The sequence below is a fragment of the Bdellovibrio sp. BIS2 genome (genome assembly GCF_055398295.1).
The window spans coordinates 1,672,908-1,699,294 of record NZ_AP035879.1 but is presented as its reverse complement, the minus strand read 5'-3'; the positions used below and the strand labels follow the sequence as shown (position 1 = coordinate 1,699,294).

The window sequence follows — 26,387 nt, the reverse complement described above, 5'->3', positions numbered from 1 at the left end:
CTGAATGCTCCCCGGCTTGCCAGAGCTTATACAAAAAGACCAATTAGCTGTTGAACACTTCACTGAAATACGAGTTCTGCTGGATTTTCAATGGTTCGCGGATGGAGAATGTTGGGCTCAACTAATTCAAATTAATCTTAACAATTCAGTAAATGATGACTTTCCAAAAGTATCAAATTGGTATGTCGTTCTAACAGAAAGCTACCCGTTAGGGCCGATGTATGTCTTTCCAGCTTCAGATGATGGAATCGAATATACAATGCCCCATCAGGAACTTATTGAACCCTATCGAAACAAGAAGGTTCCATGGAAACGCGGACACATATGCCTAAGTGGAGAATTTGACTCACTCACCAGATCTGAATTCACTATAGAACCTAAAGGAATCGGACGCCTCGCCTGGGTTTATGCAAGAGCAATAGAATGGGCTATTCAAGCTAGTCAAAACATGTTGCTAAAAGAGGGTGATCGGTTTGAACTTCCAAGTGTACGATCCAACGAACTCGATGGGCCTTTTGTTCTCACACAAGAAACAAATGAGACCTTTTTGAAGTGGGGATCAACTAGCGATCAAGACGGTCTCATTTATGGAGGGACTGGCTCCATAGATAATGCATTTTATATAACTTCTTTCCGCAACAAAAAAGATGAAGTTCTTGTTCACTACAAATGGAAGGATCTCGAAGATAAAAGATCTCTTCCATTGGGTATTTGGTTTAAAGTCCCTAATCTGCCAACTTTTCGGGCCTGGCACACGCCTCAAGATTGGTCCCAACTCATCAAAACACTGGAAGATTTTGGAATAGATCTGCCTACAAAAATCAGGCAGAAAATAAATAAACTTCATTGGAACAAATCTTTTATTTTAGGCATTGGCTTTCCTATACCTGAAACAATGGGTGATAAAGAAGTTAAAACTCATTGGTACTTTGCGAACATACCACAACTTTCCAAATCAGAATCTAATGGCTTTCGAAAGCAAAGCCTTAGAAAAGTCGCCTTACAGAATCTAATTTACCTAACGCAGCAATCACAAAAAGTTCATTGGCTCTCTACAAAAAACATTGACCAAGACAAAATGCTTTCGCGTGGTGCATATTCGGAATCACTACGTAAAAAAAAGATTCTGCTAATTGGGTGTGGTGCCCTCGGTTCTTGTGTGGCCGAACTATTAGCACGAGGCGGATGCCTCGATTTAAGCCTTGTAGACTTTGACAGAATGGATGTTGGAAACTTAGCCAGACACACACTTCTAATGAATGATCTTTTTAAGCATAAGTCCAAATCTCTTGCTATCCGCTTAAATAATATTAATCCTTTTTTAGAAGTTCGTTACCTTCCAGATATTTTCAACGGAAGCAATCACCAAATTATCGAGGATTGTGATCTTATCATCGATTGCACTGCAGAGGATGATGTGATCCGCGCACTTACTAGATACAAAAAAGAAGGAAGAATTATTGCATCAATATCACTTGGGTTTGAGGCTGAAAAGTCTTACCTCAATATTTCCAACCTCTGGGATCCGGAAGTTTTCCACATAACATTTAGAGATCTTATTTTGGAAGATTCTGACAAATTGAAACAGTTTTCGAGATCAGAGGGCATTGGATGCTGGCACTATGCCTTTCCTGCGTCATCCGGAGATATTTGGGCCCAGGCGTCTTCTTGTGTAGAGCTTCTTGACGATGCTTTAAAAAAAGGCAACCTTGATACTTCAATCGTCGTGGAAAAACATAGAGATCATTCTGGATATCATATGTTAAAGAAGCGAGTTCTTCGATGACACCAAAATTTTTCACCTCTTCGGACGGGCAGTTTGCAGTCCAATTTGAACAATTTTTACTAGATCATATTAAATCTATTTGCATAAAAAATCTTGAGCTAGAAACAGGGGGAATACTTGTAGGTAAGTATAGTTCAGATTTAACTACTGCAATTGTGCTACATATTGATGGACCCACCGAAGATTCAAAATCCGGATCCACCTGGTTTTTTCGTGGAGTAAAAGGCTTAAAGAAAAAATTAGAGATCTTCTGGAGGAAGGAGCAACTTTATTACTTAGGTGAATGGCACTATCACCCGCTCAGCTCTCCACAACCAAGCAAAACCGATGAGCAACATATGAAATCTATCACAAAAAATGAAAATACGAGTTGTGAAAATCCTATTTTACTAATCATAGGTGGAAACCCGAGAACTGAAGAAGTATTTTCTATTACCATCTACAGACGCGAGAAAGACCCAATATATATTTGTTAAAAAATTTGAATCTTTACTTTACACCCTTCCATGGCTCCCCTGGAATTCGAGCAATCAATCTCTGTAAAAGATCATCAAAGGCTTTATCTGGATCAAAAGCATTTCTATCACCCGCGAGAAGCGGCTCAATATCATCTCTAAAAGCTGAATCCTTTCGTTTCTCATGAATCGCCTTTTCAAACTCCGCGCGCGAAACTTTAACTCCCCCATGCTCCATGTACTTCAAAAAGCACTCGACAACTTTCGCATCATCTATTTTTTGAAAATGCTCAAAAGCTTTGGCAAAGTCATAGAGATCTCTGCCTTTTCTTCGCTGATACAAAGCGCGGAGCTTTGTACCCATGATTTCTTCCACATAAAATGTCGTAATCTCACAACTTCCCGTAAACCACTCTGAGTCCATCTTAAACGGAGTCTTTTGATAACCCATGACCGAGAAATGCTCGCCAGTATTGGTTTCAATTTTTAACTTCATGGATACCACTGGCTCTATCTCGGATTGATACCGATACCTCATCGTCAAGCGCCCCGTTTTTCTATCAATCTGAGGTTTGCCTAACCACGAATCCAATTTAGAACGGATCAGATCGATCATGTCCCCAAATGCTTCTTTTGGAATTTGCACCAGATCAATATCTTCTGAATACCTTGTGGGCTTATCGAAAAATATCTTTTGAAGTGCAGTGCCTCCTCGAAATGCTAATGCCTCTTGAATCTTTGGCTCGCTATAAAGCTCACAAAGAGCTCGTCCAATAATTAAATCCTGTTCAACCTGACTCGGTTGCGGCCATGGTGCTTGAGTTTTCCATGCTTGAATATACTTTTGACTGATCATACTTCGTCAGGCTCCACCGCTACATCGCAAATAATCATCCACTTATCATTAATCTCGATTTCGGGGCCATTGCGTTTTCCCGAAAGACGTTTGTACGAGCACCTTTGAAACTTTAGCCACCCGTGCAATGTCGCCAACCGCACACCTTCCACGAACTTATCGAGCAAATAACCGACCCTTTGAACTAAAGGTGCATCTCGATAAATCTCGGCGACTTTTACCAAGTCACCTGTTTCAATTCTTTTCCCCATCTCAACAAAGACAGTTGCGATATGAGAAAATCCTCCAGACTTTTTTCGAAAACGAACCAGATCCATCGCGGTAGCTCCAGCTGTTGAAATCGGCACAGGTCCTTGAGGTGTTTTTACTTGGGTCGTTGGAATCTTCTTGGTGTATTTATTCACGATAAATCGGATTCGACTTTTACCAACTCTAAGCAACTTCAGAGGTTTAGTTGTAACAACTTGAAGCTCCATCACAGCCTGATGTGTGGCCCCATGATATGCCGCTGCGGACAACAGCCCTACGTAATAGGGCTGCTCAAGAAACTTCATCAGAGCATCTATATACCAAATTGCAGGTGGCCCCCCTGAAGATCTATACTCAGGAGCAACAATCACATAGAAGCCCGAGAATGGCTTTAAAAGGGCCTGCTTCTTAATCAGCCTTAGAGCACTATTTAAAAATGCATTTTCCGTTATACCAAGATCTCTCACCGCCTGATCCTTGGTAAAAGTCAGCTCTCCTCTGGCCTGAAGACTGCCTATGTAATCTCGCAACTTTTCATGCTTATCTGTACTTACTTGCATTTTAATATTTTAGCACTTTTTGCTAAAAAATAACAATACATGCATTTTGATATTTTAGCATTTTTTGCTAATTTTAAATAATACGTGTTATCCTATGTATTTGATTTTACTATGTTATAGCTACTTATCCTCGGAAAGATGCTCTCAGCTATACTTAGGAAGACCTAAGTATAGCTGAAGATTTCAGCATATTCAAATATTTTCAAGTATGACGCTCCAGACATTTCAAAAGTAGGAGGCAGATTTTCCTGACATATCAACACCTTAAACGCCCCTCATTTTTGCTATTTTCAAACATTCTAAAATACGTTAGAATGTTAGTATGAAAAGAAAAGTCAAAGACCTTATTTACGATCAATTTTCTCGATGCCCCAAAGCCCTTTCCAATCCAAAACGCTTGGAAATCCTTGATTTATTAACCCAAGGAGAAAAAACGGTCGAGACTATTGCTGAGCAAGCCGACCTGGGAGTGAAAAACGCGAGTGCACAACTAAAAGAGCTTAGATCCGCTCTTTTAGTGAGTTCTCGAAGAGACGGAAAAAACATTTACTACTCCATCGCTAATGAAGGTATAAAAACGTTCCTTCTTCAACTTCGTAGGTTTAATGAGTTCCATTTTTCAGAAGTTCAAAAGATAGCATCGGACTATCTTGGCGAGGAAGTTAACTTAAAATCAACCTCTCGAAAACAATTGCTGGCAAAAGTAAAGAAGGGAGATGTCATTCTCCTTGATGTACGCCCTCCTGATGAATACGCTTACGGACACCTTCCTTATGCGGTTTCAGTTCCTATTTCAAAGCTCAGTAAAGAGCTAAAACTTCTACCGAAAGATAAAGAAATAGTCGCCTACTGTCGCGGTCCATACTGCTTCTTTGCAACAGAAGCAGTCGAACTATTACGCAAGAAAGGTTACAAGGTATCTAGATTAAGCGACAGCCTTATGGATTGGGCGGCCGAAGGCCTTCCAATAGAAAGTTCTAAAGTGTCACTATGAAAAATCAATCGCACACACGAACTCTTGGATTAAAAGAAAATTGGCAGCAATTCTCGTTGCTTGTCATCGTAAATGCTTTTGTAGGCGCAATGATTGGCCTAGAAAGATCTATACTACCAGAACTAGCTGAAAAAGAGTTCAACCTTGCCGCAAAATCCGCCATATTATCGTTCATCATGGTATTCGGCTTCACGAAAGCATTTCTGAACTACTTCGCAGGAAGGCTTTCAGATACGTTCGGAAGAAAAAAAGTGCTTATTGCTGGCTGGCTGATTGCAATACCCGTCCCATTTCTTCTAATGTGGGCTCCATCTTGGACTTGGATTTTAATTGCCAATGTCTTTTTAGGCGCCAGCCAAGGACTTACCTGGTCCACGACAGTCATTATGAAAATTGACCTCGTAGGCAGCAAACAACGGGGTCTAGCTATGGGACTCAACGAATTCGCCGGGTACTTTGCCGTAGCCGGCTCAGCCCTACTTACGGGGCTCATAGCTGCTGACTATGGCGTTCGTCCCGAACCATTCTTTCTGGGGGTCGTTTACATCATCGCTGGGCTTATCCTCAGTATATTCTTCATTCATGAAACCCGTCATCACGTTGCCATTGAATTAAAAGACCACCAGCATGAAGATCTTTCTCAAAAAGATATATTTCTGAAGACTACTTTTAAAGACCGCAATCTCTCCTCCGTCACTCAAGCCGGCTTTGTTAACAATTTAAACGACGGAATGGCCTGGGGTCTCTTTCCGATTCTTTTTGCATCGGCTGGAATGAGCCTTCGGGAAATTGGTTGGCTCGCAGCTATTTACCCCGCATCCTGGGGGCTTCTACAACTCTGGACAGGACATCTCTCAGATAAAGTTGGTCGAAAGTGGCTCATAGTTTTGGGTATGTGGACCCAAGCAATTGGCATTATCGTAACAGTAAGTTTTTTAAATAAATTTGGTTTTTCTGTCGGAGCACTTCTCTTGGGAACTGGAACTGCAATGGTCTACCCAACACTGCTCGCCGCAATCGGTGATGTTGCCCATCCGGCATGGCGAGCATCCTCTGTTGGAATATACAGACTATGGCGTGACTCAGGCTACGCCATCGGTGCGCTTATCTCTGGAGTCGTTGCAGACTACTTTGGAATTAATTCTGCAATATGGCTGATTGCAATGATCACATTTGCCAGTGGAGTGATCACAGCACTTCGACAGAGTGAAACCGCGCCCGACAAACTTCCTCTGCGGATCTCCGTCGAAGACCTCAATTCACTCATAGAAAAACAAAAAGTCATTGTCATCGATGTTCGCTCAAAAGAAGAGTTTGAGGATGGCCATATCTCGATAGCAATTCATAGAGAGAAGGCAACACTCCCTGACTCAATCTCTCAATTACCTAAAACAGCGCATATCGTAACAAACTGCGGAAAAGGTGGTGGCAGATCCATAGAAGCTGCAGAGTATCTCCGCAAAAATGGATGGACAAAAGCGCAATGGCTTGAGGGAGGTTACATTGCTTGGAAAGAAAGTTCAGATCGGAAAACAAAAGGCATTCAGATGACCTAGAATGCCCTTCTTTTTCAGTGATGGCTTCCTTGAACCACTTTCACCTTCATCAATTGCTGCAGAATAACCTCTACATCCTTAAGCGCAGACTCACTACCTGGCTTCAATGCCGGAGTGATACAAGAGGTGATATGGTCTTTAACAACGATCTGTTGGCATTCAGCAATTCGCGTTTGAACTCCCGCTAGTTGCTCGACCACATCAGTGCATGATCTTTGCTCATTGAGCATCGTTCTTACAAACTCAAGATGCTCAATAGCCGCACGCAATTTAACCATAACTTCTTCTGTACGATGATGAATGTGTTTCATATAAATATCCTTTCCTTAGACTTTAAAGTCTCAAATCAATAATAACTTCAATATTTCAACTGGAATAATCTATTTTATTGGCCAACCTCGCGATTCTCTTGACGCAGCCAAACCGTGAACGTCGCGAAAGAAACGCACACACAACCAATTGACAACAACACAAGATACTTGAAGTCAGCCGTCGACGGCAAGACAGCACCAAGAGCGAACAGAGCAAGCGTTGCAATTCCCGTTAAGGCATTTGCAAATCCATTCACCGCACCTCTAACAGTTGGATGAATTCCCTCTTGTCTAATTTGCATCTCTCCAAGACTAAATCCATAAAGACCAACTCGAGAAAGCAAAATTAACACCAGAAACCCAGTCTGCCCCCATTTGCCACCAATGACGAAGAACACCCCACCAATAAGCACCATCAACGCTTGAAATCCCAAAAAATAATGACTTGCAGACTTAACATCGAGACGCCTCAATGAAAGCGGGAATAACACCGTCGCGATTAGACCAAAAAATGCACCTGAGCCTCTAAAGATGCCGATAATCCACTCCGGCAACTTCCATCCATCCTGAAGAAAGCCTGTCAAAAGAACTCCATGAGGACTCAAAACCGAAAACCACAACAAAGCATAAGCAATCATTGAAAGCGCAACAGATTCCTTAAAGAAGGCCCTCCAACCAGAATGCAACTGCTCCCAAAAGGATTTTTTAGAATCAGCACCGGCTTGAATCGGTTTCATGTTTAAGTCAGGTCTTTCATTAAAGACAGACCTCAAAATTCCATACTCTGGAAAAAAGGATAGTAGATTCCAGAGGACGACAATAAAAAATCCGATAAGAGGATTATAATTGTCGCTCAAGGCAAGAAGTAAACCCGCAACAACAGGTGACCCGACCTCTGTCGCCAAATCAACCTGCCTGAAGCGACTATTGAAAGACGCTAACTCTTGCCCCTGGAAAACAGATGGAGCCAAATCACTGGCAATCGCAATATCCATAAGGCTTGCGCCTAAACTCCCCAAAACACCGCTAAGTGAAAGAAAAACAAAATAGATTAAAAACGTCGGATCACCGAATGACGGACTCATCAACTTCAAAGACCATATCAAATAAATACTAACTCCACCAAAAAGAACTCCCAGAAACTGAAGTCCCAATCCAATTGTAGTCGCTGTTCTTCTGTCCTTAGAGTCAATCAAAGATGCCAGCTTCGGTAACAAGAAAACGCCCGCTAGGCGTATCACCAAATAGTATATTGCCGCAATTCTCAGATGGTTTGGCAATATCTTAAGTAGGACAATTGGTACCGCAAAATCCCAGGCCTGATCACCTGATCTTGTCAAAAGTCTTCCCAACAATAATTTGAATGAAAGGGACATCTAGTACCCTTCCTCTTTCGTAGTCAGACTTTGCAGATCGGCGTGGAGCTTCATAATATTATAGTTAAGATCTATCGAACGCTCCAAAGTCTCATAATACTGCCTCACTGCACCCAACAAGTCCGGACCATTTTTGAGACCCCGAGCATACTCACTCTGAGTTAACTTTAATAGGTCTTGGGCTTTCGCCACACTCTTTTCATTCTCAACCAACAATCTTGTCGAGACATCAATTCCACGCCTAAGTTCTTTATCTAAAAGCAAGACTTCTCGTTCTTTCTGATCCGCTTTAAACTCAAGACCCTTGGCCTCAAATCTCTTTGCACTCGCCTCAGATTGCGAAGCCAACCCCTTTCCCAAATCAATACTCAATTTGATACCAAGGACAGCTTCTTTTTCATTCAAAAGAGCTATAGCCTCATCGTCGCTCAATGCTGGAATACCATAGCTGGCGTATAGGTCCAGTTGAGGAGTCCACCAGCGCCCCTCATGCTTGGCCTTAAGACTCTCTACAACTTGGGCCGTCCTCATACTTTTCAAATCCAGCTGTTCTTCTAGATTCAACTCGACACTTGTCACCGGCATCTCTTTAGGAAAGTCATCACCAACAATCAACTTATGTGAGGCTTCAATCGCCAAGATTGCCGCCAAACGACTTTTGGACTGATCAACTTTAAGGTGTATCTGCTCAATCTCTAGATCAATCTTGGATTTATTTAACTCAAATTGAACGGCATCGGCATTAGTGGAGATCCCAGCTCCAGCTCTTCTTTTCGCCGAAAGAAAGTTTTCATGATTGTTCTTCAGTTCTTCTTTTCGAAGCTCAATAACTTTTTCCAGAGCCACAATTTCCCAGTATGTCGATTGCGCTAGTAGCAGTCCCTGGGAGAAACTAAGAGCAAATTCAGTTTTTGATAAATTCAACTGCTTATCACTAATTTCACTGATCAATTGGTCTTTCCCGCCTCGGTACAGGTTAAGGGATGCTCCAACATTCCAATACCCTTGATACTTGGAACTACGACTCTCTACTTTATAATTTTCCTGTCCAATAGAGCCATATATCTGAGGCAAGAAAGAACGAGTCAAATGACCCGTTCTTTCTTCATTTGCTGAAATATTCATTTGTGCGGCTTTAACATTGCCACTTTTCTCTTTAAGCAATTTCGGTAAATCAGAAAACTGAATAGCAACTGAATCATTCTCTTTTGCCACTACTTTCTTCGTGTCCTTGGCGACCTCACCAAGGGCACTAAAACAGAACAATGGAGATACTATAGCAATCAAAAAACTCAGCACAAATTTCATAAGTCCTCTTTTAATCTAAGTTATCAAATGCCGTAAGAAGCTCACGGCCATTTTCTTTGACAGTGACGTCAATGTTGTATGGCTTACCTTCAGGCTTTGGCATTGTACCAATGAATGCGTTTTCTTTAACATTCAAAGCAAACACAGACTCTTTGTGCTTGCCTTTAACTTTTGCCGCCATCACCGCAGATCCTTTTGCCTCGAATTTCTTCAAATCAAGAGGAATCATTTTGGTATCGTAGAGGTATACACGTACCGTACCGTCCGCAGATCTAACAAGCTCAGCTTTATGAGTAAGATCAGCTTTTGAACCTTTTTTAGCATCTGCTTTCAATACAACACCAGATACGATACCGCCAAATTTTCCAGTATCCGAAAGTTTGGGGCCGTGCCCTTCATCGTGTGCAAAAGCAGCGCTAGACAACGCAAAAGCCAGTGCAAAAATTAATTTCTTCATTTCCATTCTCCTTTGTTTTGTTGTTGTTCCCGTTCCAAATACTTTTGAACGCCTTTTTTTCCAAATCTATAAAACACTGTCGGTGTGACAATCAGATCAAGAAGAGTCGATGAAATCAAACCGCCAACGATTACCACCGCCACTGGGTAAAGAATTTCTTTCCCCGGCTCTCCTCTTGAAAGAAGTAAAGGCACTAGCGCCAGTGCCGCCGTAGATGCCGTCATTAACACCGGCACCAATCTTTCCAAGGAGCCACGTATCACCATACTCTTATCGAAGTTCTCGCCTTCCTCTTTCATCAAATGCAGATAGTGGCTAATAAGCAAGATACCATTGCGAGTTGCAATACCGCACAATGTGATAAACGCAACCAAGGTAGCGACAGAAAGGGTCTTCTCAGTGATATAGATAGCAACGATACTTCCGATGAGGGCCAATGGGACATTTAACATCACCTGAATACTTAACCAGAAAGATCTAAAGTGAATGTACAGCACACAGAAAATCCCAACCAGCGAGAGAATACCGAGCCATAGGATTCGTTTCGAGGCCGTTTGTTGACTCTCGAACTGCCCACCAAGCTTAATAAAGTATCCTTCGGGAAGCTTCACTTTTTCCGCGATACGGTTCTGTATATCGAGGACAACCCCACCGAGATCTCTTCCTTGAGTATTCGCAGAAACGACAATTCGTCTCTGCATATCCTCACGATTGATCATATTCGGCCCTGTTCCCGAATACACACTAGCAACTTCACCAAGACGAATTCCCTGACCCGTCGGAAGGATCTTAACCAACGTCGACTCTATCTTTTCTGGCGTCTCGCGAGAGTTATCGTCCAGACGCATGAATACCTCATGCATCCTTTGGTTTTCCAGTAGTTTTGTCACCGACTCACCGTTAAGGGCAATTTCAAGGTCTTCCGCCAAAGTACCTGTTCGCATACCAAATTGAGCACTGGCCTCACGATCAATAGCAATTTTCAACTGTGGAATAAGCACCAAAGGTTCGGTCTGAAGATCCACCACTCCATTGACATCCTTAAGCACGTCATAGATTTCTCCGCCCAACCGTCGAAGCTCACCCAGGTCCGGACCAAAAACCTTTACCGCAATCTGTGCACGGACTCCCGAAAGTAAGTGATCAAGCCTATGACTGATTGGTTGTCCTAGATTTACATATACATCGCCTGTTTGTTCAATTTTGGTGCGAATCTCCTGAAGAACGATGTCTCGAGGGCGTCCTCCCTCTTTAAAATCCACGTCAATCTCATGCCAGTGCACACCCTCTGCATGCTCATCCATTTCAGCTCTTCCCGTTCTGCGAACGGTAGACTTTACTTCAGGAACAGACAGTATTGCTTCCTCTACTTTTTTACCTAGAGCGTCCGACGCCGGCAGAGAGATGCCTGGCGCACCCGCGACACCGATTGTCGCAGTCCCTTCATTAAAATCTGGCAGGAAGTTCCTTCCCATCAATGGCAATAGCAACAAACTCAAGACCAGCAAAACCCCTGCCGCACTCAAAACAGAAATTGGTCTTGGCAAGGTATATTCCAAAACCTTAAGTCCCTGTTTTTTTAGGTAGCGAACAAATGCTCCATCTTCTTCGTGATCAACAGCTTTAGAGCTCGGCAGAAGATACGAACAAAGAATTGGAGTCACGGTCAGCGACACCACTAAAGAGGCCAAAATTGAGATAATATAAGCCACACCAAGCGGAACAAAAAGACGTCCCTCAATACCACCAAGTGCAAACAGTGGGATAAATACCAAAACAACAATAATCGTGGACAGGACAATGGAGTTACGAACTTCGCTTGAAGCTTCGTAGATCACTCTCATATATCCCTTTGGCGATCCCCCAGCCTTGTTTTCCCGCAGCCGCCTGAAAACGTTCTCAACGTCGACGATCGCGTCATCAACAAGCTCACCGATAGCAATGGCAAGCCCACCTAAAGTCATGGTGTTGATACTTAGGCCAAAGACATGGAACACAATCACTGTTATGAGTAAACTTAATGGAATCGCAACAAGAGTGATCGAAGTTGTCCTAAAGTTCATCAAGAACAAGAAGAGAATCACCATAACCATGATAATTCCATCTCTCAATGCTTCTTCAACATTACCGATAGATGCTTCGATAAAGTGGGATTGTTTAAACAGATCGGTCTCGAGTTTCACACCTTCCGGCAGAACTTTCTCCATGTCTGCCACCTCACGCTCGACCGCTCGGGTCAGATCAGAAGTACTTGCATTTGGCTGCTTCTGAATCGTCAAAATAACAGAATGCTTACCATTGATGCTTCCCTCTCCACGTTTAATCCTGGCGCCGATACGTACCTCGGCAACATCCTTAACTAAAACGGGGTTCCCCAAATGCATGCCAACAAGTGAGTTCTCAATATCTTCTAGACTTGCAACTCGACCCATTGGGCGGATCAAATACTCTTTTTCACTGACATTGATAAAGCCGCCCGTTGTATTTTCACTTATTTCAGACAGAGCCTGCTTCAAATCGGACAACGACACAGACTTCTTTTGCAGCTTTTCACTGGAAACCAGGATTTGATACTGCTTAACCTCACCGCCCATAACCACAACTTGGCTGATTCCAGGAATTGTCATAAGACGCGGACGAATCGTCCAATCCGCAAGAGTTCTCAATTCCATGGGAGACACTTTTCCGTCAGGACTGGTCAGCCCAAGGAATTGAATTTCCCCCATGATAGAGGTCACAGGTCCCATCATGGGCTTCATTTCAGGAGGTAAAACCCCCTCCAACAACTGTAGTCGCTCTGCAATTAGCTGACGATTACGAAATATTTCCGTATCCCAATCAAACTCAACATAGATAATTGAAATGCCGATGCCACTACTGGAACGAAGCCGCAAAACCCCAGGAGTCCCATTTAAAACGGACTCAACAGGAAGAGTCACAAGCGTTTCGACCTCTTCGGGAGCAAGCCCATGTGCCTCTGTTAAAACAGTTACGGTTGGACGATTTAGATTTGGAAAAACATCCACCGGAATACCGGGCAATAGCCAAGCACCGTAAATACATATTGCTAAAGACGCAATTCCAATAAGAATACGCTTTTTCAACGAAAACTTAATCAAGTAATCGAGCATAGATTCCTTTCGACTCACGCGAACAAACAAAGACTCAGAAGGCCGCGTAAGCTTTCAAACACATTTCAAATAAATATTATTTTCAGGAACTATGCGAAGATCGGTGGCCTAAAGATAGACCCCAAGAATGGATCGACAGGAGGCTGAGCCTCACCACTAAAAAACTGAATTTCCAGATACTTAGGAACTAGCACACTAGATAGCACTTGCGGAACAACAACAGCAGCCTGAGCCACGACAACAATCGTGTGCGTATGAGTGTGACTGTCTTGAGATGATGCCGCTTGGCTTTCCGGAACAGCTTCATGATGCGACTCTGATTCCTCATGGGAATGGTCATCATGAGAATGCTCATGGCTGTGAGAAACTTCAACTTTACTTACTTTAGGAAAGGCCGACAGCCCACCTAACCCTAGGCAGGCAGAGACTAGCAGAATTACAACCATCAAAAAAGAAAGCATTCTCACTCTTTGAGGTCACCACATTTTAAAAATTCAGGCAAGAAAAAATCTTACTACTTCTTCTCCGGCGAAGCCATTTCCATATTCTTCATCATTTTTTGACAATCACCCTGCCCCATCATCTCCTTACACTTTCCCATGACCTCCGAGTTACACATTTTCCCATCCTTATGCATGGACATGCAATCCTGCATCATCGCATGCATTTCATGCTTATCCATTTTGCCCATCATCTCTTTCTGAGTTTTTTCCATGGGTGCTGGAGCCTGCGCCCCAGCAAAGATCGCCATAGAAAAGAAAGAAAACAAACCCAGGGCTAAGAGTCTTGCACTCATAAATCCTCCTATGAAATGAAGATACGCACCTAAGCTTGAACCCATCTATTCAGTACGCAACCGAAAAATCACTGATCCTCAGCAAAACTAAAATCCAAAGACCACTTTCATCTCCGCTAATTCAAGTATCCAGATCAATTTGAAGAAAAGAAAGAGTCTTGCCCCAAAAGCCTCAATGAATTCAAGATGACGAGTAATGTAGCACCAGTATCTGCCGCTATAGCCATCCACATACTCGAGTATCCACTTAGCGCCAAAAGTAAAAACACAGCTTTTAAAACCAAAGCAAATGCAATGTTAAAACGAATAATACCCAGAACCCTTTTCCCTAGAGCAATAGCCTTTGCGAGCTGACTGAGGTCATCATTCATCAAGGCAACATCTGCGGTTTCTATTGCCGCATCTGTACCAATAGCCCCCATTGCAATTCCAACGGAAGATCTAGCCAATGCCGGAGCATCATTGATTCCGTCGCCAACCATTCCAACGTGCTTATACCGCTCAACAAGCTCTCCGATCTTTTCGACCTTACCATCCGGCAAAAGCTCTCCATAAGCCTCGTCTATTCCAACTCTATCTGAAATTGCACGAACCGTTTTTGCATTATCACCACTAAGCATGACAACTGCTCGGCAACCAACCCGATGAAGACTCTCGATAGAATCCTTTGCATTCTCACGAATACGATCTCCAACACCCAAAATGGCCAACACCTCACCCTCGCAACCAGCATGTGGTTTGTGCCCCACAATAACGACAGAAAGTGCCTGCTCTTCTAATGATTGCAAATAACTTTCAACCTCTGGACTGCAAACCCCAAGCTCGTGAGCAAACTTATGATTTCCCAAGAAGTAGTCATGCCCTTCGATTGTGGCGAAAATTCCACGGGCAACAACCGTTTGAACATTCTCAATAGTCTTCAGCTCTATTCCCATCCCTTGAGCCTGAGTGACAATTGCCTTTGCCAATGGATGAGTCGATACCGTCTCAATAGAAGCCGCAATTTGTAATGCCTCAAATTCACTGACAGAGTCAGCCCAGTGCTTGACGGACACCACCCGAGGAACTCCCTCTGTGATAGTCCCCGTCTTATCAACAGCAACTGCCTGCAACTTGCCGAGTGCCTCCAGATACAGACCGCCTTTTACCAAAACACCGTTACGGGCCATGGCTGTTAAACCCGATACAATGGAAACAGGAGTTGAAATAACCAAAGCACAAGGGCAGGCAATAACTAACAAAACAAGAGCCTTGTAGATCCAGACATCCCAGGCGCCGGCAAATAAGACCGGAGGCACCACCATTATCAAAATCGCAAAAATAAAGACTACTGGCGTATAGATCCTGGCAAATTGATCAACAAAGGATTGAGAGGGAGCTTTTGACTTTTGCGCATCCTCAACCATACGGATAATCTGTGAAACCTTTGATTCCTGAATCGTGTGATTAGCGCGAACTTCCAATAAACCTGATAAATTTATCGTACCGGCAAACACCGAGTCGCCAACAGCCTTATCCACCGGTTTTGACTCGCCCGTCAGAGGCGCCTGATTAACCTTGGAATCACCAGTAATGACAATCCCATCGATAGGCAGAAGGTCACCAGCCCTGACAACCACGACATCGCCAGCTTTCAGGTCAGATACTTCAACTGATTCCAATTCTCCTGAGGCATTCTTTTTAAAAGCCGTTTTTGGAGTAAGATTCAAAACCTCTTGAATAGCGCGTCTTGCTCTCACAACACTAAAAGCTTCAAGAAGTTCAGAAAGTGCAAATAGGAAAACAACCGTTGCCGCTTCGGAATACTCCCGCAAATACAAGGCACCTAAAACAGCTACCGACATGAGTACGTTCATCTCGAGACTAAGCTTTTTCAAGGCTCTAAATGCTTTTGGGTAAATCAACACGCCGCCAAGCAAAATAGCACCCACAAAAGCTGCGTTAGAATATTCAAGCAGCGATGAGAAACCGTACTGCAAAACAAAACCTAGCGTAACTAATATTCCTGACAAAGATACAAGCACAATCCGACTGAGAGGAACTGCAGAAGACTTCTTTCCATCTTCAACAACCCTGACTCCGGATTTATTAATTTTCCCTGCAATTTGTTGTTTGGAAATAGTATCGGCATGAGCCACCTGTACGGTGGAGGCCATCAAATTGGCCTCCACTGAATATACACCATCTATTGCAAGAGAACTCTGAATGGCGGCAATTTCATCCGCACAATCCATCCCACTGACTTTAAACAGGGACATCGTCGCATCCAAGGGAACTTCTTTAGTTACCTTGACGCTCGTCTTCGAACTACAGCCATGATCTGAACACGCATGCGGCTTGTGACCACTTTTATGCATAATATACCACCCTAATGAGCAACTCTTCCTTTAAACTTATTCTCAAAAATTGAATAAAGAGTCGGCAAAACAATCAATGTCAGTAATGTTGAGGAAACTATGCCTCCGATAACAACCGAGGCCAATGGTCGTTGCACCTCTGCGCCAATACCTGTTGAAAGCATCATTGGCAAAAATCCGAAGATAGCCACCAAAGCAGTCATCAAGACCGGGCGAAGACGTATCAAAGTTCCTTTAATCACTAGCTCTCGACCACTCATTCCGCCTTGCTTAAGTTGATTGAAGTAGTTCACAAGAACAACCCCGTTCAACACAGCAATACCAGAAAGAGCAATAAACCCTACACCTGCCGAAATACTGAAAGGAAGTCCATTGGCAATCAATCCAACAACTCCACCAACCAACGCCATAGGAATGCAGGAGAAAATCAACAAAGTCTGCCCAAAACTGCGGAAGGCAAAGTAAATCATCATCAACACGAGGATCAACGCCAGTGGGGTCACGACCATGAGTCTATTTCTCGCCTCCTGAAGATTTTTAAAGTTCCCGCCCCATTGCAGATAGTATCCTTGTGGGATCTTTAACGACTTCTCAACCACCTGCTGAGCCTCATTTACAAAACTCTCCGTATCCCGACCGCGTAAATTAATCAGCACGGCCGAACGTCTGTTCGAATCCTCACGGTTGATCGAGCCAAAAGTTTCAGAGAATTTCGAGGTCGCCAGATTTGACAATGAGGTTGTTGTATTTGTGCCAATCCCAACTGGCAATGAGCGAATGGTTGCAAGATCTCCGCGCTCTTCTTCACCCAAACGAACTACAATTGGATATTTTCTTTCATTCTCATACAAGTGCCCCGCTTCCTGCCCGCCCAAAGCGATAGAAATAGTGCTTAAAACTTCAGAGATATCTGCGCCGTACCTTTCAACCGCTTCTGGCTTCGACTCAACGCGAAGAACCGGACTTGTTCCCGCCAGATCCACCTCAACGTCCCCTGCGCCAGGAACTTTAGAAACCAGCTCTTGCACTTGTTTTGCAAGATCCATGTTGGTCTGCAATTCTGGTCCGAATACCTTCACGGACACATCAGCTCTAGTTCCTTCCAGAAGCTCATTAAATCTCATCTGGATTGGTTGAGATGCCAGATAATTTTGACCCGGAAGCTCCTTCTCCAGACGTGCAACAAGTGCATTTACCAGAGATTCATAAGTATGGCGTCGGCCCTCGTTGGACTTCGGCCATTGATCACGATCTTTTAGCATTATGTATGTGTCGGAAATATTCACACCCATCGGATCAGTTGCTACTTCACTTGTTCCTATTCGAGAGAAAACATTTTCAACCTCAGGGAACTCTTTAACAATTTTTTCCGCTTTCAGCTGAAAACCAAGAGACTGATCCAGACTGATGTTCACTGGACGAATCATGTGGAAAGCAAATGAGCCTTCGCTTAATTGAGGTAAAAACTCGGCTCCTCTAGTCATGAAAAGTCCCACTCCCACCACCACAGCGGCAATGGCTGTACCGATAGTTACTTTTCTGTGAGTTAAAGTCAGCTCCAAGAATGGTTTATAGATATTTCTGATCCACACCATAAAGCGAGGCTCTTTGTCTTCGGCATTTCCCGCTAAAATCAGAGAAGCAAGGGCTGGGGCCATTGTGAAAGACAGTACCAATGCTACAGCGACCGCAATTGCGAAGGTACCCGCCATTGGTTTAAACATCTTTCCTTCAACTCCAACTAGAGCAAAAATAGGAAGGAATACAACGACAACAATCAACTCGCCAAAGCCAGCGGCGACACGAACCTCCACAGAGGCGTCGTATACTGCTTTCTTTAATTCCTCTTTCGAAAGCCGGCGCCCCAATAATTTACTTTTGTCATGAATAAAGCGCACGCAGTTATCAATTAGAATGACTGTACCGTCCACAATAATCCCAAAATCCAGAGCACCTAAACTCATCAAATTTCCGGACATACCGAGAGGCTTCATCACTAAAAACGTCACCAACAAGGTCAACGGGATTGTAATTGCAGTAATCACCGCCGCTCGAATATTGCCGATAAGCATGAACAAAATTACAATAACCAACCCCGCACCCATTGCTAGATTGTGTTCAACAGTCCCTAGAGTTGCATTTACAAGATCAGACCTGTTGTAAACAGTCGTCATGCGAACACCAGCGGGAAGTGTCTTTTGAATCTCGTCCACCTTATCTTTTACTCTCGTAGAAACTGTCCTACTATTCTCTCCTAGCAGCATCATCACAGTCCCTAAAACAGTTTCCTGACCGTTAAAAGTCGCTGCCCCAGTGCGAAGCTCACGTCCCAGACGAACTTTGGCAATATCTCCTATCTTAACAATTCGGAAGGAATCCAACTGCTTCACAGCAACTTTTTCAATATCAGCTGTTGATTTGAAGAGCCCGACACCCTGAACTAAAAATTGCTCTGCCGTTTGCGCAATATACCCGCCGCCGACGTTCTTATTGACCTTTTCAAGAGCTTCGACAATTTCTCCAAAGTGAATACCATAGGAAGCCATCTTTTTAAGATCTGGTTGGACGTGAAACTGCTTTTCATATCCACCCGTAGTATTGATTTCAGCTACCCCCTCTACCGTCAGAAGACGGGGCTTCACGAACCAGTCCTGCAAGGCCTTGATTTCCATCAATTGTTTGAGGCGTTCGGCACCATTTACAGCAGGCTTTTCAAAATCCAATGTGTATTGAAAGATCTCTCCTAGACCAGTCGAAACGGGTCCCAAACTTGCCTCTGCACCCTTTGGTAAGTCAGCAAGAACCCCTTGCAGTCTTTCCGTCACCATTTGTCGAGCTCGGTAAATATCAACCGCATCCTTAAACACAATAGTTACCTGGGAAAGACCAAAACGAGTAATTGAACGAACTTGTTCAACTCCTGCCAATCCTCGCATCGAAGATTCCACTGGAAAGGTAATAGTTCTCTCAATCTCTTCCGGCGCCAAACCTTCAATGGTTGTGTTAATTTGAACTTGATTGTTGGTAATGTCCGGAACGGCATCGATCGGCAAATACTGAAATGAAAACAGTCCTGCCACAGCCAAAATCCCGGTAAACAACAACACCAGCGCACGATTATATACTGAAAAATGTATTAATTTGTTAATCATATAAGAATCCTATATTCGAGTTAGTGTGAATGCCCCTCAGGAGCACCGCCAAAAGCGACCAACTCCGCAGTTCTCAAAAAACCGACACCATGAACAACAACTTCGTCTCCACCAGCAAGTTCTTTACCTTTGACCAAAACTGATCCGGATTCCTTGCTAAGGAGTATGAAATCGATACGTTTATAAAAACCGTCGCGAAGACGATAGATGTTAATTTCTTCGCCTGAATAGAGAATAGCATTTGGAGAGATAGTCCACGGTCCGGCACCTTGAAGCTTCACCGTCTTTAACTCAAAATTTCTGATTGCTTCAGCTGATAGTTTGATACCATTCACTTCGTCAGCAGCGGCAATACCCTTATCTATACCTACGCTGGAATTTTCTTCTTCACCATGACCATGCTCATCTCCATGTTCATCTTCTTTATGAACCTGTTCGTCAGCATGTCCCTCTTCGTCATGATTATGCTTATCTTCGTGCTCATGATCATGCTTACTATTTTCTTGATCGTGCATTTCCTCTTTATGATCATGACCTTTCTCACCTTCATGCGAATGATCAGACTCAGACGATTTATCATGATGATCTGATTCTGCTGGACTTTCAGCCACCTTAGCAGACCTACTCTCCTTGATTTGAAGAGAAACAACGGCAGCGGCTGCCAACAATGATGTTACTACTAATAGTTTACTTACTTTCATAAACTGAACTCCACGGTTTTTCCATCTATCAACTGAACACTCATATAGGATTCAATCGCCTTCAGTTCTCTCTCATTGCGAACTTTCTCCAACTCAACCAAAGATCGATGAGCTTCGATGACTAATGAACTTGGAACCAATCCTCTAACAAAAAGACTTTCTACTTTTTTGTGCTTATCTTCCAATAGGTGACCATTAGGCGCTTCCTTCAATGACGACACAGACTTAGTATAAGAACGCACTAATGCCTCTCGCTCCGCAAGAAGCTCCTTTAAAGCTAACTCCCGACGAACCTCAGCGGATTGCACAGCCGCCGCCGCGGCAGTACGCCCACCACGGTTCAAACTAAGTAGTGGAATCGGCAAACTGACATTTACTCCCCATAACTGAGAATTCTGATCTCCATCCTTGAAAAGCTTAACGGAAGGTCCTACTTTCACAGTTGGCCACGATTCACCTTTGGCTTGTTCCAAACCACCGCGAGCAATATCAATATCCGCACGATAAAGAGAAAGAATCGGAGACTTCTCTACAGAATCAGCTCCCTCGTTGATAGTTGGGAACTTAAGAAATTTAGGCGGCAAAGATTTTTTCACATCCGCCAGGGTTAAACCTGTCGCCACTTTAAAATACGACTCCATTTGTCCCAATTCTTCATCGTAATTCATTTTTCTAAGAGTATACTCGCCTTTTGTGGCCTTAAACACAGTCAAAGTGACTTCCTGCTCAGGAGACAAAGCTGGTCTGCGCTCATATTGATTTACCAACTTGGAAAAAGTCTCCAGCGACTCATCAACTAGATCCAACTCTTCATACATCTGCCTTAGACGAACCAAGTTCATCGTCATTAGCTTTCTTGCTGAACTCTTTGCTTGATAAAGATCCAATTCGGCTTTTGAAATTTCGGCATCAGCAATCTGCTTACGTGCCGCTCTCTTCCCGCCAAGTTCAATAGGAAATGCCAAGGCCAAATCTGTTTCAGTTTTATCTTGAGAATCAACAGATCCCGCAACCGACTCAGCCATCAACTCAGGATTCTGCAACTGCCCAGCCGCCTCACGCTCCGCTCTTTTTTGCTTTAAAGCGGCTTCGGCTTTCAGCACCTCTGGCGAACGTTGTTCAGCACATGTCACTAGGCCTTGATAACTACCATTACTAACACAGGACTCACTTTGAGCCATTGCCCATAGAGGACAAGCTAAGGCGAGCACAAACACAATCTTTTTAAAAGACATGGTTACACCTTCAATTTTACAAATTTAAATTTAAGAACGAAAAGATACGATTTTAGATAGACTTAGGTGGCTGGAAGGGACCTTCCAAAAAACGACTCACTATACTTTGTTCAAATCGAATATAAGATATATGCTGTTCACTCGCGAAAGTAAGGACAATCCAGGACGGAACAACGACAGAGGCACAATGACCCAAATGACAAAACCCTTGCGCGCAAGAGTCATCATGATCGCCATGGCCATCTTCCGCCTGACTAACATCCGCATGGAATTTAACAACATCACATTGAGTCAAGTGAGATCCGGTTGCCGCATTGTCCACATGAAAAGAGAAATAACTGCCCACCAGCACTGTGCCAAGTGACAGTATTAAGATCCAAAAAATAAAGAATCTATGCAGCTTTCTCACAGCCCCAATATAAGCTTTTTGGCAAGAATTAAACAACAAAATAATAAATCTCAAATAATGAAATTATCCAAATGCAAAAAGTTTGCTTTTGTTGTCACAAACTCGCCTCTGGCATCCTATTATGGGGCAACAAAGCCAGTCAGGCCGCCTGCCGGTATTCTTTTTTTTTAAAAAATGACTCTTTTTATCTATCCCGGACTGACACTAACAAGATAGGACCTCGCTTGCGGATACTTTTTCACACAAACACATCGCCCTACCTGCAATGATTTAATTACATTTGGATGAATCACGAACTCTTCAACTTCTCTAAGAGATTTATTACCCGTAGGGACATCCAACCACAGTATCTTTGAAGACTGCATTGTTTCCTTCCATGCTTTCCGAGTCCCCGCAATCGCGGAGATCATTTCCGCACTCTCTGGTCTCTTCTGAAGAAACGCATACAAAGTTGAGGTATTCCCCATCAGTCGACCTGCAAACTCCGGACTAATTCGCAACAAATCGCAAATCTCTTGGTGTGCAACGATCACGGACATTTTCGAACTTCTCGCGCGATCAAGGAAACCAATGAAATCTTCCTGAGCTAAATCAGCGAACTCATCCACGATCACAGTGAACGGGCGACGTTGCTCCTTGGGAACTTCAGCATCAACCCTTGCCGAGACCATTTTTAAATCTTGTAGAATAAAACGACCAACCGACTTTGCGGTCTCTCCATACCGGCGGGAGTCCAAAAATACAAAAGCGATCTTCCCATTGGATACTGTATCGTACAAATTAATTCCCGGCTCGTCGGAAGTAATCATATCGCCGAAATCAGAAAGAACCAGCGACTCAATTTGAGTTCGTAAACCTTGAAGTGACTTATAGTTATCCTGCGAATTGAGAAAATTAAAACAATCTTCCAGCGCAGATTTCACCCTACGCTCACTTTCGGGAACTTTTAAAGACAACCCCTCCAAAAATTCCGCATTATTGGCGGCCTCTAAAACAGTTCCCAAGTGAATTCTGAAATCCTGTTTATCCCGAAGATAACAAAGACCGATCAGCACCTTCAAAAGAAAACTAGCCGACTGATTTTTATAAAATTCTTCGGACCAATTCAGCGCCAGCATGATTTTGTCACGCAACTGCGTCGGCGTCCCGTCTTCAATCAAATTATAGGGAATCGACAACCTTTGGTCCGACAGAGAGAATATCTGAAGATCCTCAATTCGATCACTATCCGCGACGAACTTTGAAAACTTCATGATTGTCTCGATATCACCTTTCAGATCAATGAAAAGCAACCCCTTCCCCTGCTGAACTCGCTGCTTGATGATATGGGAAAGTAAAACCGTCTTCCCATAACCAGAGGCTCCGACAATATGAACATGATGATTAAGCTGACCTTCCGTCAACTCCTCTTTACGCCACAAGGAACCCCTGACTTTACCAAGAACGACACGATCACCAGGAACAGGTTTTCTTCCCGTAGTCTTTGAAGGTCTAAGATTGCCGCCGCCACCAGATACCAACTCTTGAGCAGAATTAAACTTTTCCATCATAAACCTCCCCCTTCTTTGCAAAGAAGTCCCCAACTGTCACGACTTCAAAAAGCTCCCCGTAAATCCGAGTCTCTTTACTTAAAAACTTCGCAACAGTATCCTTCGCGCAGACAAACTGAACACGATCAAAAACCTTTTGTTGCATATTCGCCGAACGCATAAGTTGAACATATTTTTTGATTTTGTCTTGATAGCGACTCTTCGCCTTCACTGCGATTTCAAGTTCAAAGGCAACTCTCACCCCGGCCGGAGTTACATAGATGGCGTCGGGAATATATTGAACCGACAGACCACCGACCAACTCCGTCGAAGACTTCAGTTTACGATCTGACAGCCAACTATTAACCAATCGCAAAGACTCTAGGTGCAACCGCGCACGCAAAACACCACGATCGTGCAAGAAGGTCCGTTGATCAAATCCCCCGCTTGGTTTACTCACAAATTTCTCGGGGTTAAATTGGGTCAATGCATAGTACGCCTTGAAAGTCGTGACGTAGTATCTTGTGCTCTCCGAAAAGGATCGCACCGATTTCAAGAAATTTGCCTTTTCAAGCTGACAAAGTCGTTTCCTCGCCCACTCCGAACTCTTCGCCGATTCATTGGACATGGTTATCTTGAAAAACCTTTCGAATACCTCTTCAATACCTGCGAATTTCATATCCATGATGAATTCTAAAATTTCGAAATCTCTCTCGGTTAATACAACCTTCGCTTCTAAAGTTCGTTTTACTGGGACTTCTGGAAATATCCCGCTAAATGCTGTTTGCACTCATTCCTCCCTAAAAAGTTTAAATCTGCCCGCCCTGTTGATAGCCATTCCTTGGCTATTGGTTTTGCTTGCCTTGCGAGCTCCGCTGCTGACCACCTGATCTCGTAGAGAGCGGGTGGTCAGCAGGAATAAGGAGCGAGCAAGGCAGGCTAAACCAAGTCACCTCGCTGACTTACAGGGCGGGCCTTGTAACGCGGGCAACTTGGTCTTGGGATGTGCTTAGGGATGAGTGGTTTGCATCAAAAAAAATCGTATAGCCAACGTATAGCCAGATATAGCCAAACAGGGTAATTCCCCGTAATTCGCTGTAACGGTACACGCGCGAAGAGACCCGTAACTTATTGAAACCACTTGATTTGAATTTTCAGCTATTTATGATTTTTGGAGGACCTTATTCAATTTCCTAGGAAAGGAAATTGGGGTGAGTAACGGGGCTTGAACCCGCGACACTCGGAATCACAATCCGATGCTCTACCAACTGAGCTATACCCACCACAAAGGAAGATCTTTTATAGGGCCTTGCCAAAGAAAGTGCAAGCAAGAAAATGGCCCCGAAATACAGATTTTAAAAAGTCCTAGTAATCACAAGGGCCTACGACCACCTGCGCCTTACAGGCACTGCCCCCTTTTTCGGCATCAAGGACAGTTTCCTCAGCCCATTCGCCATTGGCGTTACAGCGATGGCGAACACAGGAAACCCCCGGCACCGCCACGAGACAGGCTTTCTTTTCTTTCTTCGGGTTGTTGAAGCATGTCCAGGAACACTCGTTAAAACGGCCGGCCGGTTTTTCACAGATAGCGCCAGCCTTCTTGCTGTCCGCCTTGGCCTTGGCGGCCCGCGCCTGCTCAGAGGCCTGTTTTTTCAGGCGCATTTTCTCGGCCTCACTGGCTTTGGACAGCTCTTTCAAATCAATGGCCGTGACCGTGGTCAAACGACCGCGGGGGATTTTTCGGCCCTGCAGAAGGATGTCATAGGCAATTTCACCACCCTCGATCACACCTTGAAAACCGACCTGCTGACCGCTTTGAACTTTTGCCGAGTCTTCGCCGTTCAATGCCGAAAACTCCATGGAGCCCTCAAACATCTTCACTCCGGCAAAGGCTTTCCCCGGATCGATGCTTAAGACATAGTCGCCGGCAGGAGCGATAAACTCGAAAAGATCCGAACGCACAGCCACATTGTAGGGACCCTTGTCCTTCAGGGACTGGCGCCAGTGAACATGGCCCGACTTCAGATTCAGTACAGGGGCCTCGCCCCCTTCCCAACTGATCACAGGAATAACAAGTTCACTTCCACCCAGAACAGTGAAGCTGCGCTTTTCATCAAGTTGTACTTTAACTTCCCCATCCAATGAGGTTTCCAGAGTCGCTTTTTCCCGCAGAGTCGTTGGACCACGAAGAGACAGGCGCTTGCCGTCTTTCCCCGTCAACCAGACCTGACCACGAACTTCGCGCACCGCTGGGTATTTGGGGACTGTAGCCAAAGCATGGGAATCCACCCAAGTGATTCCCGCCAGCAGCAAAATCGCAAACAGAATGTTAAGGCTTTTTGTGAACACGTTCCATCTCCCACTGTTTGGCGAACTTCAAGAACAGCGAATAGGCGGCGCCGACTGCAATCACAAAACCCGGCATCCCGTCCATGAAGCCGCGCTTTACGAAATAGGTCTCAATGAACTTACCCCAGGGCTTAAAGATCAGCTTTAAGTAAGAGAATTTCTTGCCCGAAGCGGCAAGCTGCTTGGCGCCCAGCGTGGAATAGCGGTCGTTGGTGATAACCTGATCACTCAGGCCATCAAACACCCAGTGCAGCAGATCCCGCTTCATTTTCAGCATGCGCTTAACTTCCACTTTCTCGTGTACATCTGCGGAATTCCACTGGGAACGGGATTTATTAAACAATCTCAGTTGATAGTCAGGATACCAGCCACCGTATTTAATCCAGCGCCCCAGATGATAGGACTTGCGCGGAAACAGGTAACCCGCCTCCGGATCCAAAGAATGGAAACTTTCGTAAAGCTCGGAAGCAAGTTCGGGACTGAGAGCCTCGTCGGCATCCAAAGACAAGACCCAGTCATTTTTGGCCTGGGCGGCGGCAAAGGCCTTCTGAGGACCAAAACCCTTCCATTTTTCCTGGAACACCCGGGCGCCGCACTTTTGAGCAATCTCAACGGTGCGATCCGTCGAAAAGCTGTCGACCACGACAACATCGTCTACAAAGGCGGCAGAGCGAATGCAGCGCTCAATGTGCGCCTCTTCGTTCAAGGTAATGATCACGAGGGAAATGGGAAGTTTCGTCACGGAATCAGATTCTCTTTGGATCAAGGTCTTGTCAAACGATTCACGACTCGATACCATTTTTTGAATCGAAAGGCTTTT

22 protein-coding genes and 1 tRNA gene are annotated in these 26,387 nt (G+C 44.2%); 5 read left to right on the top strand and 18 right to left on the bottom strand.

What is annotated here, in order from left to right; all coding sequences use genetic code 11:
• Nucleotides 1–4 precede the first annotated feature (4 nt).
• Both ACZ520_RS08105 and ACZ520_RS08100 read left to right on the top strand, forming a co-directional pair.
• Nucleotides 5–1,786 (top strand): HesA/MoeB/ThiF family protein, encoded by a 1,782-nt coding sequence (locus tag ACZ520_RS08105; protein ID WP_464128008.1) that lies wholly within the window; start codon nucleotides 5–7, stop codon nucleotides 1,784–1,786.
• Nucleotides 1,783–2,262, top strand: a complete 480-nt coding sequence (locus ACZ520_RS08100) for a Mov34/MPN/PAD-1 family protein (RefSeq protein WP_464128005.1) — start codon at nucleotides 1,783–1,785, stop codon at nucleotides 2,260–2,262. The genes ACZ520_RS08105 and ACZ520_RS08100 overlap by 4 nt, the downstream gene beginning before the upstream one ends.
• A gap of 13 nt (nucleotides 2,263–2,275) precedes the next feature.
• Here ACZ520_RS08100 and ACZ520_RS08095 read toward each other — a convergent pair whose 3' ends face one another.
• Together ACZ520_RS08095 and ACZ520_RS08090 are read right to left on the bottom strand one after the other, a co-directional pair.
• The gene (locus tag ACZ520_RS08095) at nucleotides 2,276–3,097 is read right to left on the bottom strand and encodes a nucleotidyl transferase AbiEii/AbiGii toxin family protein (RefSeq protein WP_464128002.1); all 822 of its coding nucleotides are present in this window, start codon (nucleotides 3,095–3,097) and stop codon (nucleotides 2,276–2,278) included.
• On the bottom strand, nucleotides 3,094–3,906 hold the full coding sequence (locus tag ACZ520_RS08090) for a type IV toxin-antitoxin system AbiEi family antitoxin domain-containing protein (protein ID WP_464128000.1): 813 nt from the start codon (nucleotides 3,904–3,906) through the stop codon (nucleotides 3,094–3,096). Before ACZ520_RS08090 ends, ACZ520_RS08095 begins: the two co-directional genes overlap by 4 nt.
• Before the next feature lie 322 nt (nucleotides 3,907–4,228).
• On the opposite strand from ACZ520_RS08090, the gene ACZ520_RS08085 reads away from it, so the two are divergent.
• Together ACZ520_RS08085 and ACZ520_RS08080 are read left to right on the top strand one after the other, a co-directional pair.
• Nucleotides 4,229–4,900: an ArsR/SmtB family transcription factor gene (locus tag ACZ520_RS08085; RefSeq protein WP_464127997.1), complete on the top strand. Its 672-nt coding sequence runs from the start codon at nucleotides 4,229–4,231 to the stop codon at nucleotides 4,898–4,900.
• A complete protein-coding gene (locus ACZ520_RS08080) occupies nucleotides 4,897–6,456 on the top strand; it encodes an MFS transporter (protein ID WP_464127995.1) in 1,560 nt (519 codons plus the stop codon). The genes ACZ520_RS08085 and ACZ520_RS08080 overlap by 4 nt, the downstream gene beginning before the upstream one ends.
• Before the next feature lie 14 nt (nucleotides 6,457–6,470).
• Here the strand turns inward: ACZ520_RS08080 and ACZ520_RS08075 are convergent, their stop codons facing one another.
• From ACZ520_RS08075 to ACZ520_RS08025, 11 genes are all read right to left on the bottom strand, one after another.
• Entirely contained in the window at nucleotides 6,471–6,767 is a 297-nt protein-coding gene (locus tag ACZ520_RS08075; protein WP_464127993.1) for a metal-sensing transcriptional repressor, read from the bottom strand.
• Nucleotides 6,768–6,841: 74 nt separating this feature from the next.
• Nucleotides 6,842–8,143 carry an MFS transporter gene (locus ACZ520_RS08070; protein ID WP_464127991.1) on the bottom strand — a complete coding sequence of 434 codons (1,302 nt, stop codon included), beginning with the start codon at nucleotides 8,141–8,143 and terminating at the stop codon, nucleotides 6,842–6,844.
• Complete coding sequence (locus ACZ520_RS08065; protein WP_464127989.1) at nucleotides 8,144–9,451, bottom strand: TolC family protein; 1,308 nt, start codon at nucleotides 9,449–9,451, stop codon at nucleotides 8,144–8,146.
• Between the two features lie 10 nt (nucleotides 9,452–9,461).
• The gene (locus ACZ520_RS08060) at nucleotides 9,462–9,908 is read right to left on the bottom strand and encodes a hypothetical protein (RefSeq protein WP_464127987.1); all 447 of its coding nucleotides are present in this window, start codon (nucleotides 9,906–9,908) and stop codon (nucleotides 9,462–9,464) included.
• Entirely contained in the window at nucleotides 9,905–13,027 is a 3,123-nt protein-coding gene (locus ACZ520_RS08055; RefSeq protein WP_464127985.1) for an efflux RND transporter permease subunit, read from the bottom strand. Before ACZ520_RS08055 ends, ACZ520_RS08060 begins: the two co-directional genes overlap by 4 nt.
• Before the next feature lie 101 nt (nucleotides 13,028–13,128).
• Entirely contained in the window at nucleotides 13,129–13,500 is a 372-nt protein-coding gene (locus tag ACZ520_RS08050) for a hypothetical protein (RefSeq protein ID WP_464127983.1), read from the bottom strand.
• Between the two features lie 53 nt (nucleotides 13,501–13,553).
• The gene (locus tag ACZ520_RS08045; RefSeq protein WP_464127981.1) at nucleotides 13,554–13,835 is read right to left on the bottom strand and encodes a hypothetical protein; all 282 of its coding nucleotides are present in this window, start codon (nucleotides 13,833–13,835) and stop codon (nucleotides 13,554–13,556) included.
• Between the two features lie 134 nt (nucleotides 13,836–13,969).
• Nucleotides 13,970–16,093, bottom strand: coding sequence for a heavy metal translocating P-type ATPase (locus ACZ520_RS08040; protein ID WP_464127979.1), 2,124 nt, complete (start codon nucleotides 16,091–16,093; stop codon nucleotides 13,970–13,972).
• Nucleotides 16,094–16,203: 110 nt separating this feature from the next.
• A complete protein-coding gene (locus ACZ520_RS08035; protein ID WP_464127977.1) occupies nucleotides 16,204–19,344 on the bottom strand; it encodes an efflux RND transporter permease subunit in 3,141 nt (1,046 codons plus the stop codon).
• A gap of 20 nt (nucleotides 19,345–19,364) precedes the next feature.
• Nucleotides 19,365–20,045 (bottom strand): hypothetical protein, encoded by a 681-nt coding sequence (locus ACZ520_RS08030; RefSeq protein WP_464127975.1) that lies wholly within the window; start codon nucleotides 20,043–20,045, stop codon nucleotides 19,365–19,367.
• Nucleotides 20,042–21,280 carry a TolC family protein gene (locus tag ACZ520_RS08025; protein ID WP_464127973.1) on the bottom strand — a complete coding sequence of 413 codons (1,239 nt, stop codon included), beginning with the start codon at nucleotides 21,278–21,280 and terminating at the stop codon, nucleotides 20,042–20,044. Before ACZ520_RS08025 ends, ACZ520_RS08030 begins: the two co-directional genes overlap by 4 nt.
• A gap of 196 nt (nucleotides 21,281–21,476) precedes the next feature.
• Here ACZ520_RS08025 and ACZ520_RS08020 point away from each other — a divergent pair, with 196 nt between their 5' ends.
• The gene (locus ACZ520_RS08020) at nucleotides 21,477–21,644 is read left to right on the top strand and encodes a hypothetical protein (RefSeq protein ID WP_464127971.1); all 168 of its coding nucleotides are present in this window, start codon (nucleotides 21,477–21,479) and stop codon (nucleotides 21,642–21,644) included.
• Nucleotides 21,645–21,877: 233 nt separating this feature from the next.
• On the opposite strand, the gene ACZ520_RS08015 is transcribed toward ACZ520_RS08020, so the two are convergent.
• From ACZ520_RS08015 to ACZ520_RS07995, 5 genes are all read right to left on the bottom strand, one after another.
• A complete protein-coding gene (locus tag ACZ520_RS08015; RefSeq protein WP_464127969.1) occupies nucleotides 21,878–23,239 on the bottom strand; it encodes a type IV secretory system conjugative DNA transfer family protein in 1,362 nt (453 codons plus the stop codon).
• Nucleotides 23,223–24,008 carry a hypothetical protein gene (locus ACZ520_RS08010; RefSeq protein WP_464127967.1) on the bottom strand — a complete coding sequence of 262 codons (786 nt, stop codon included), beginning with the start codon at nucleotides 24,006–24,008 and terminating at the stop codon, nucleotides 23,223–23,225. Before ACZ520_RS08010 ends, ACZ520_RS08015 begins: the two co-directional genes overlap by 17 nt.
• A gap of 417 nt (nucleotides 24,009–24,425) precedes the next feature.
• Nucleotides 24,426–24,501: transfer RNA gene (locus ACZ520_RS08005), tRNA-His, on the bottom strand.
• Between the two features lie 82 nt (nucleotides 24,502–24,583).
• On the bottom strand, nucleotides 24,584–25,567 hold the full coding sequence (locus ACZ520_RS08000) for a FecR family protein (RefSeq protein ID WP_464127965.1): 984 nt from the start codon (nucleotides 25,565–25,567) through the stop codon (nucleotides 24,584–24,586).
• A complete protein-coding gene (locus tag ACZ520_RS07995) occupies nucleotides 25,548–26,366 on the bottom strand; it encodes a glycosyltransferase family 2 protein (protein ID WP_416481204.1) in 819 nt (272 codons plus the stop codon). Before ACZ520_RS07995 ends, ACZ520_RS08000 begins: the two co-directional genes overlap by 20 nt.
• Between the last annotated feature and the right edge of the window lie 21 nt (nucleotides 26,367–26,387).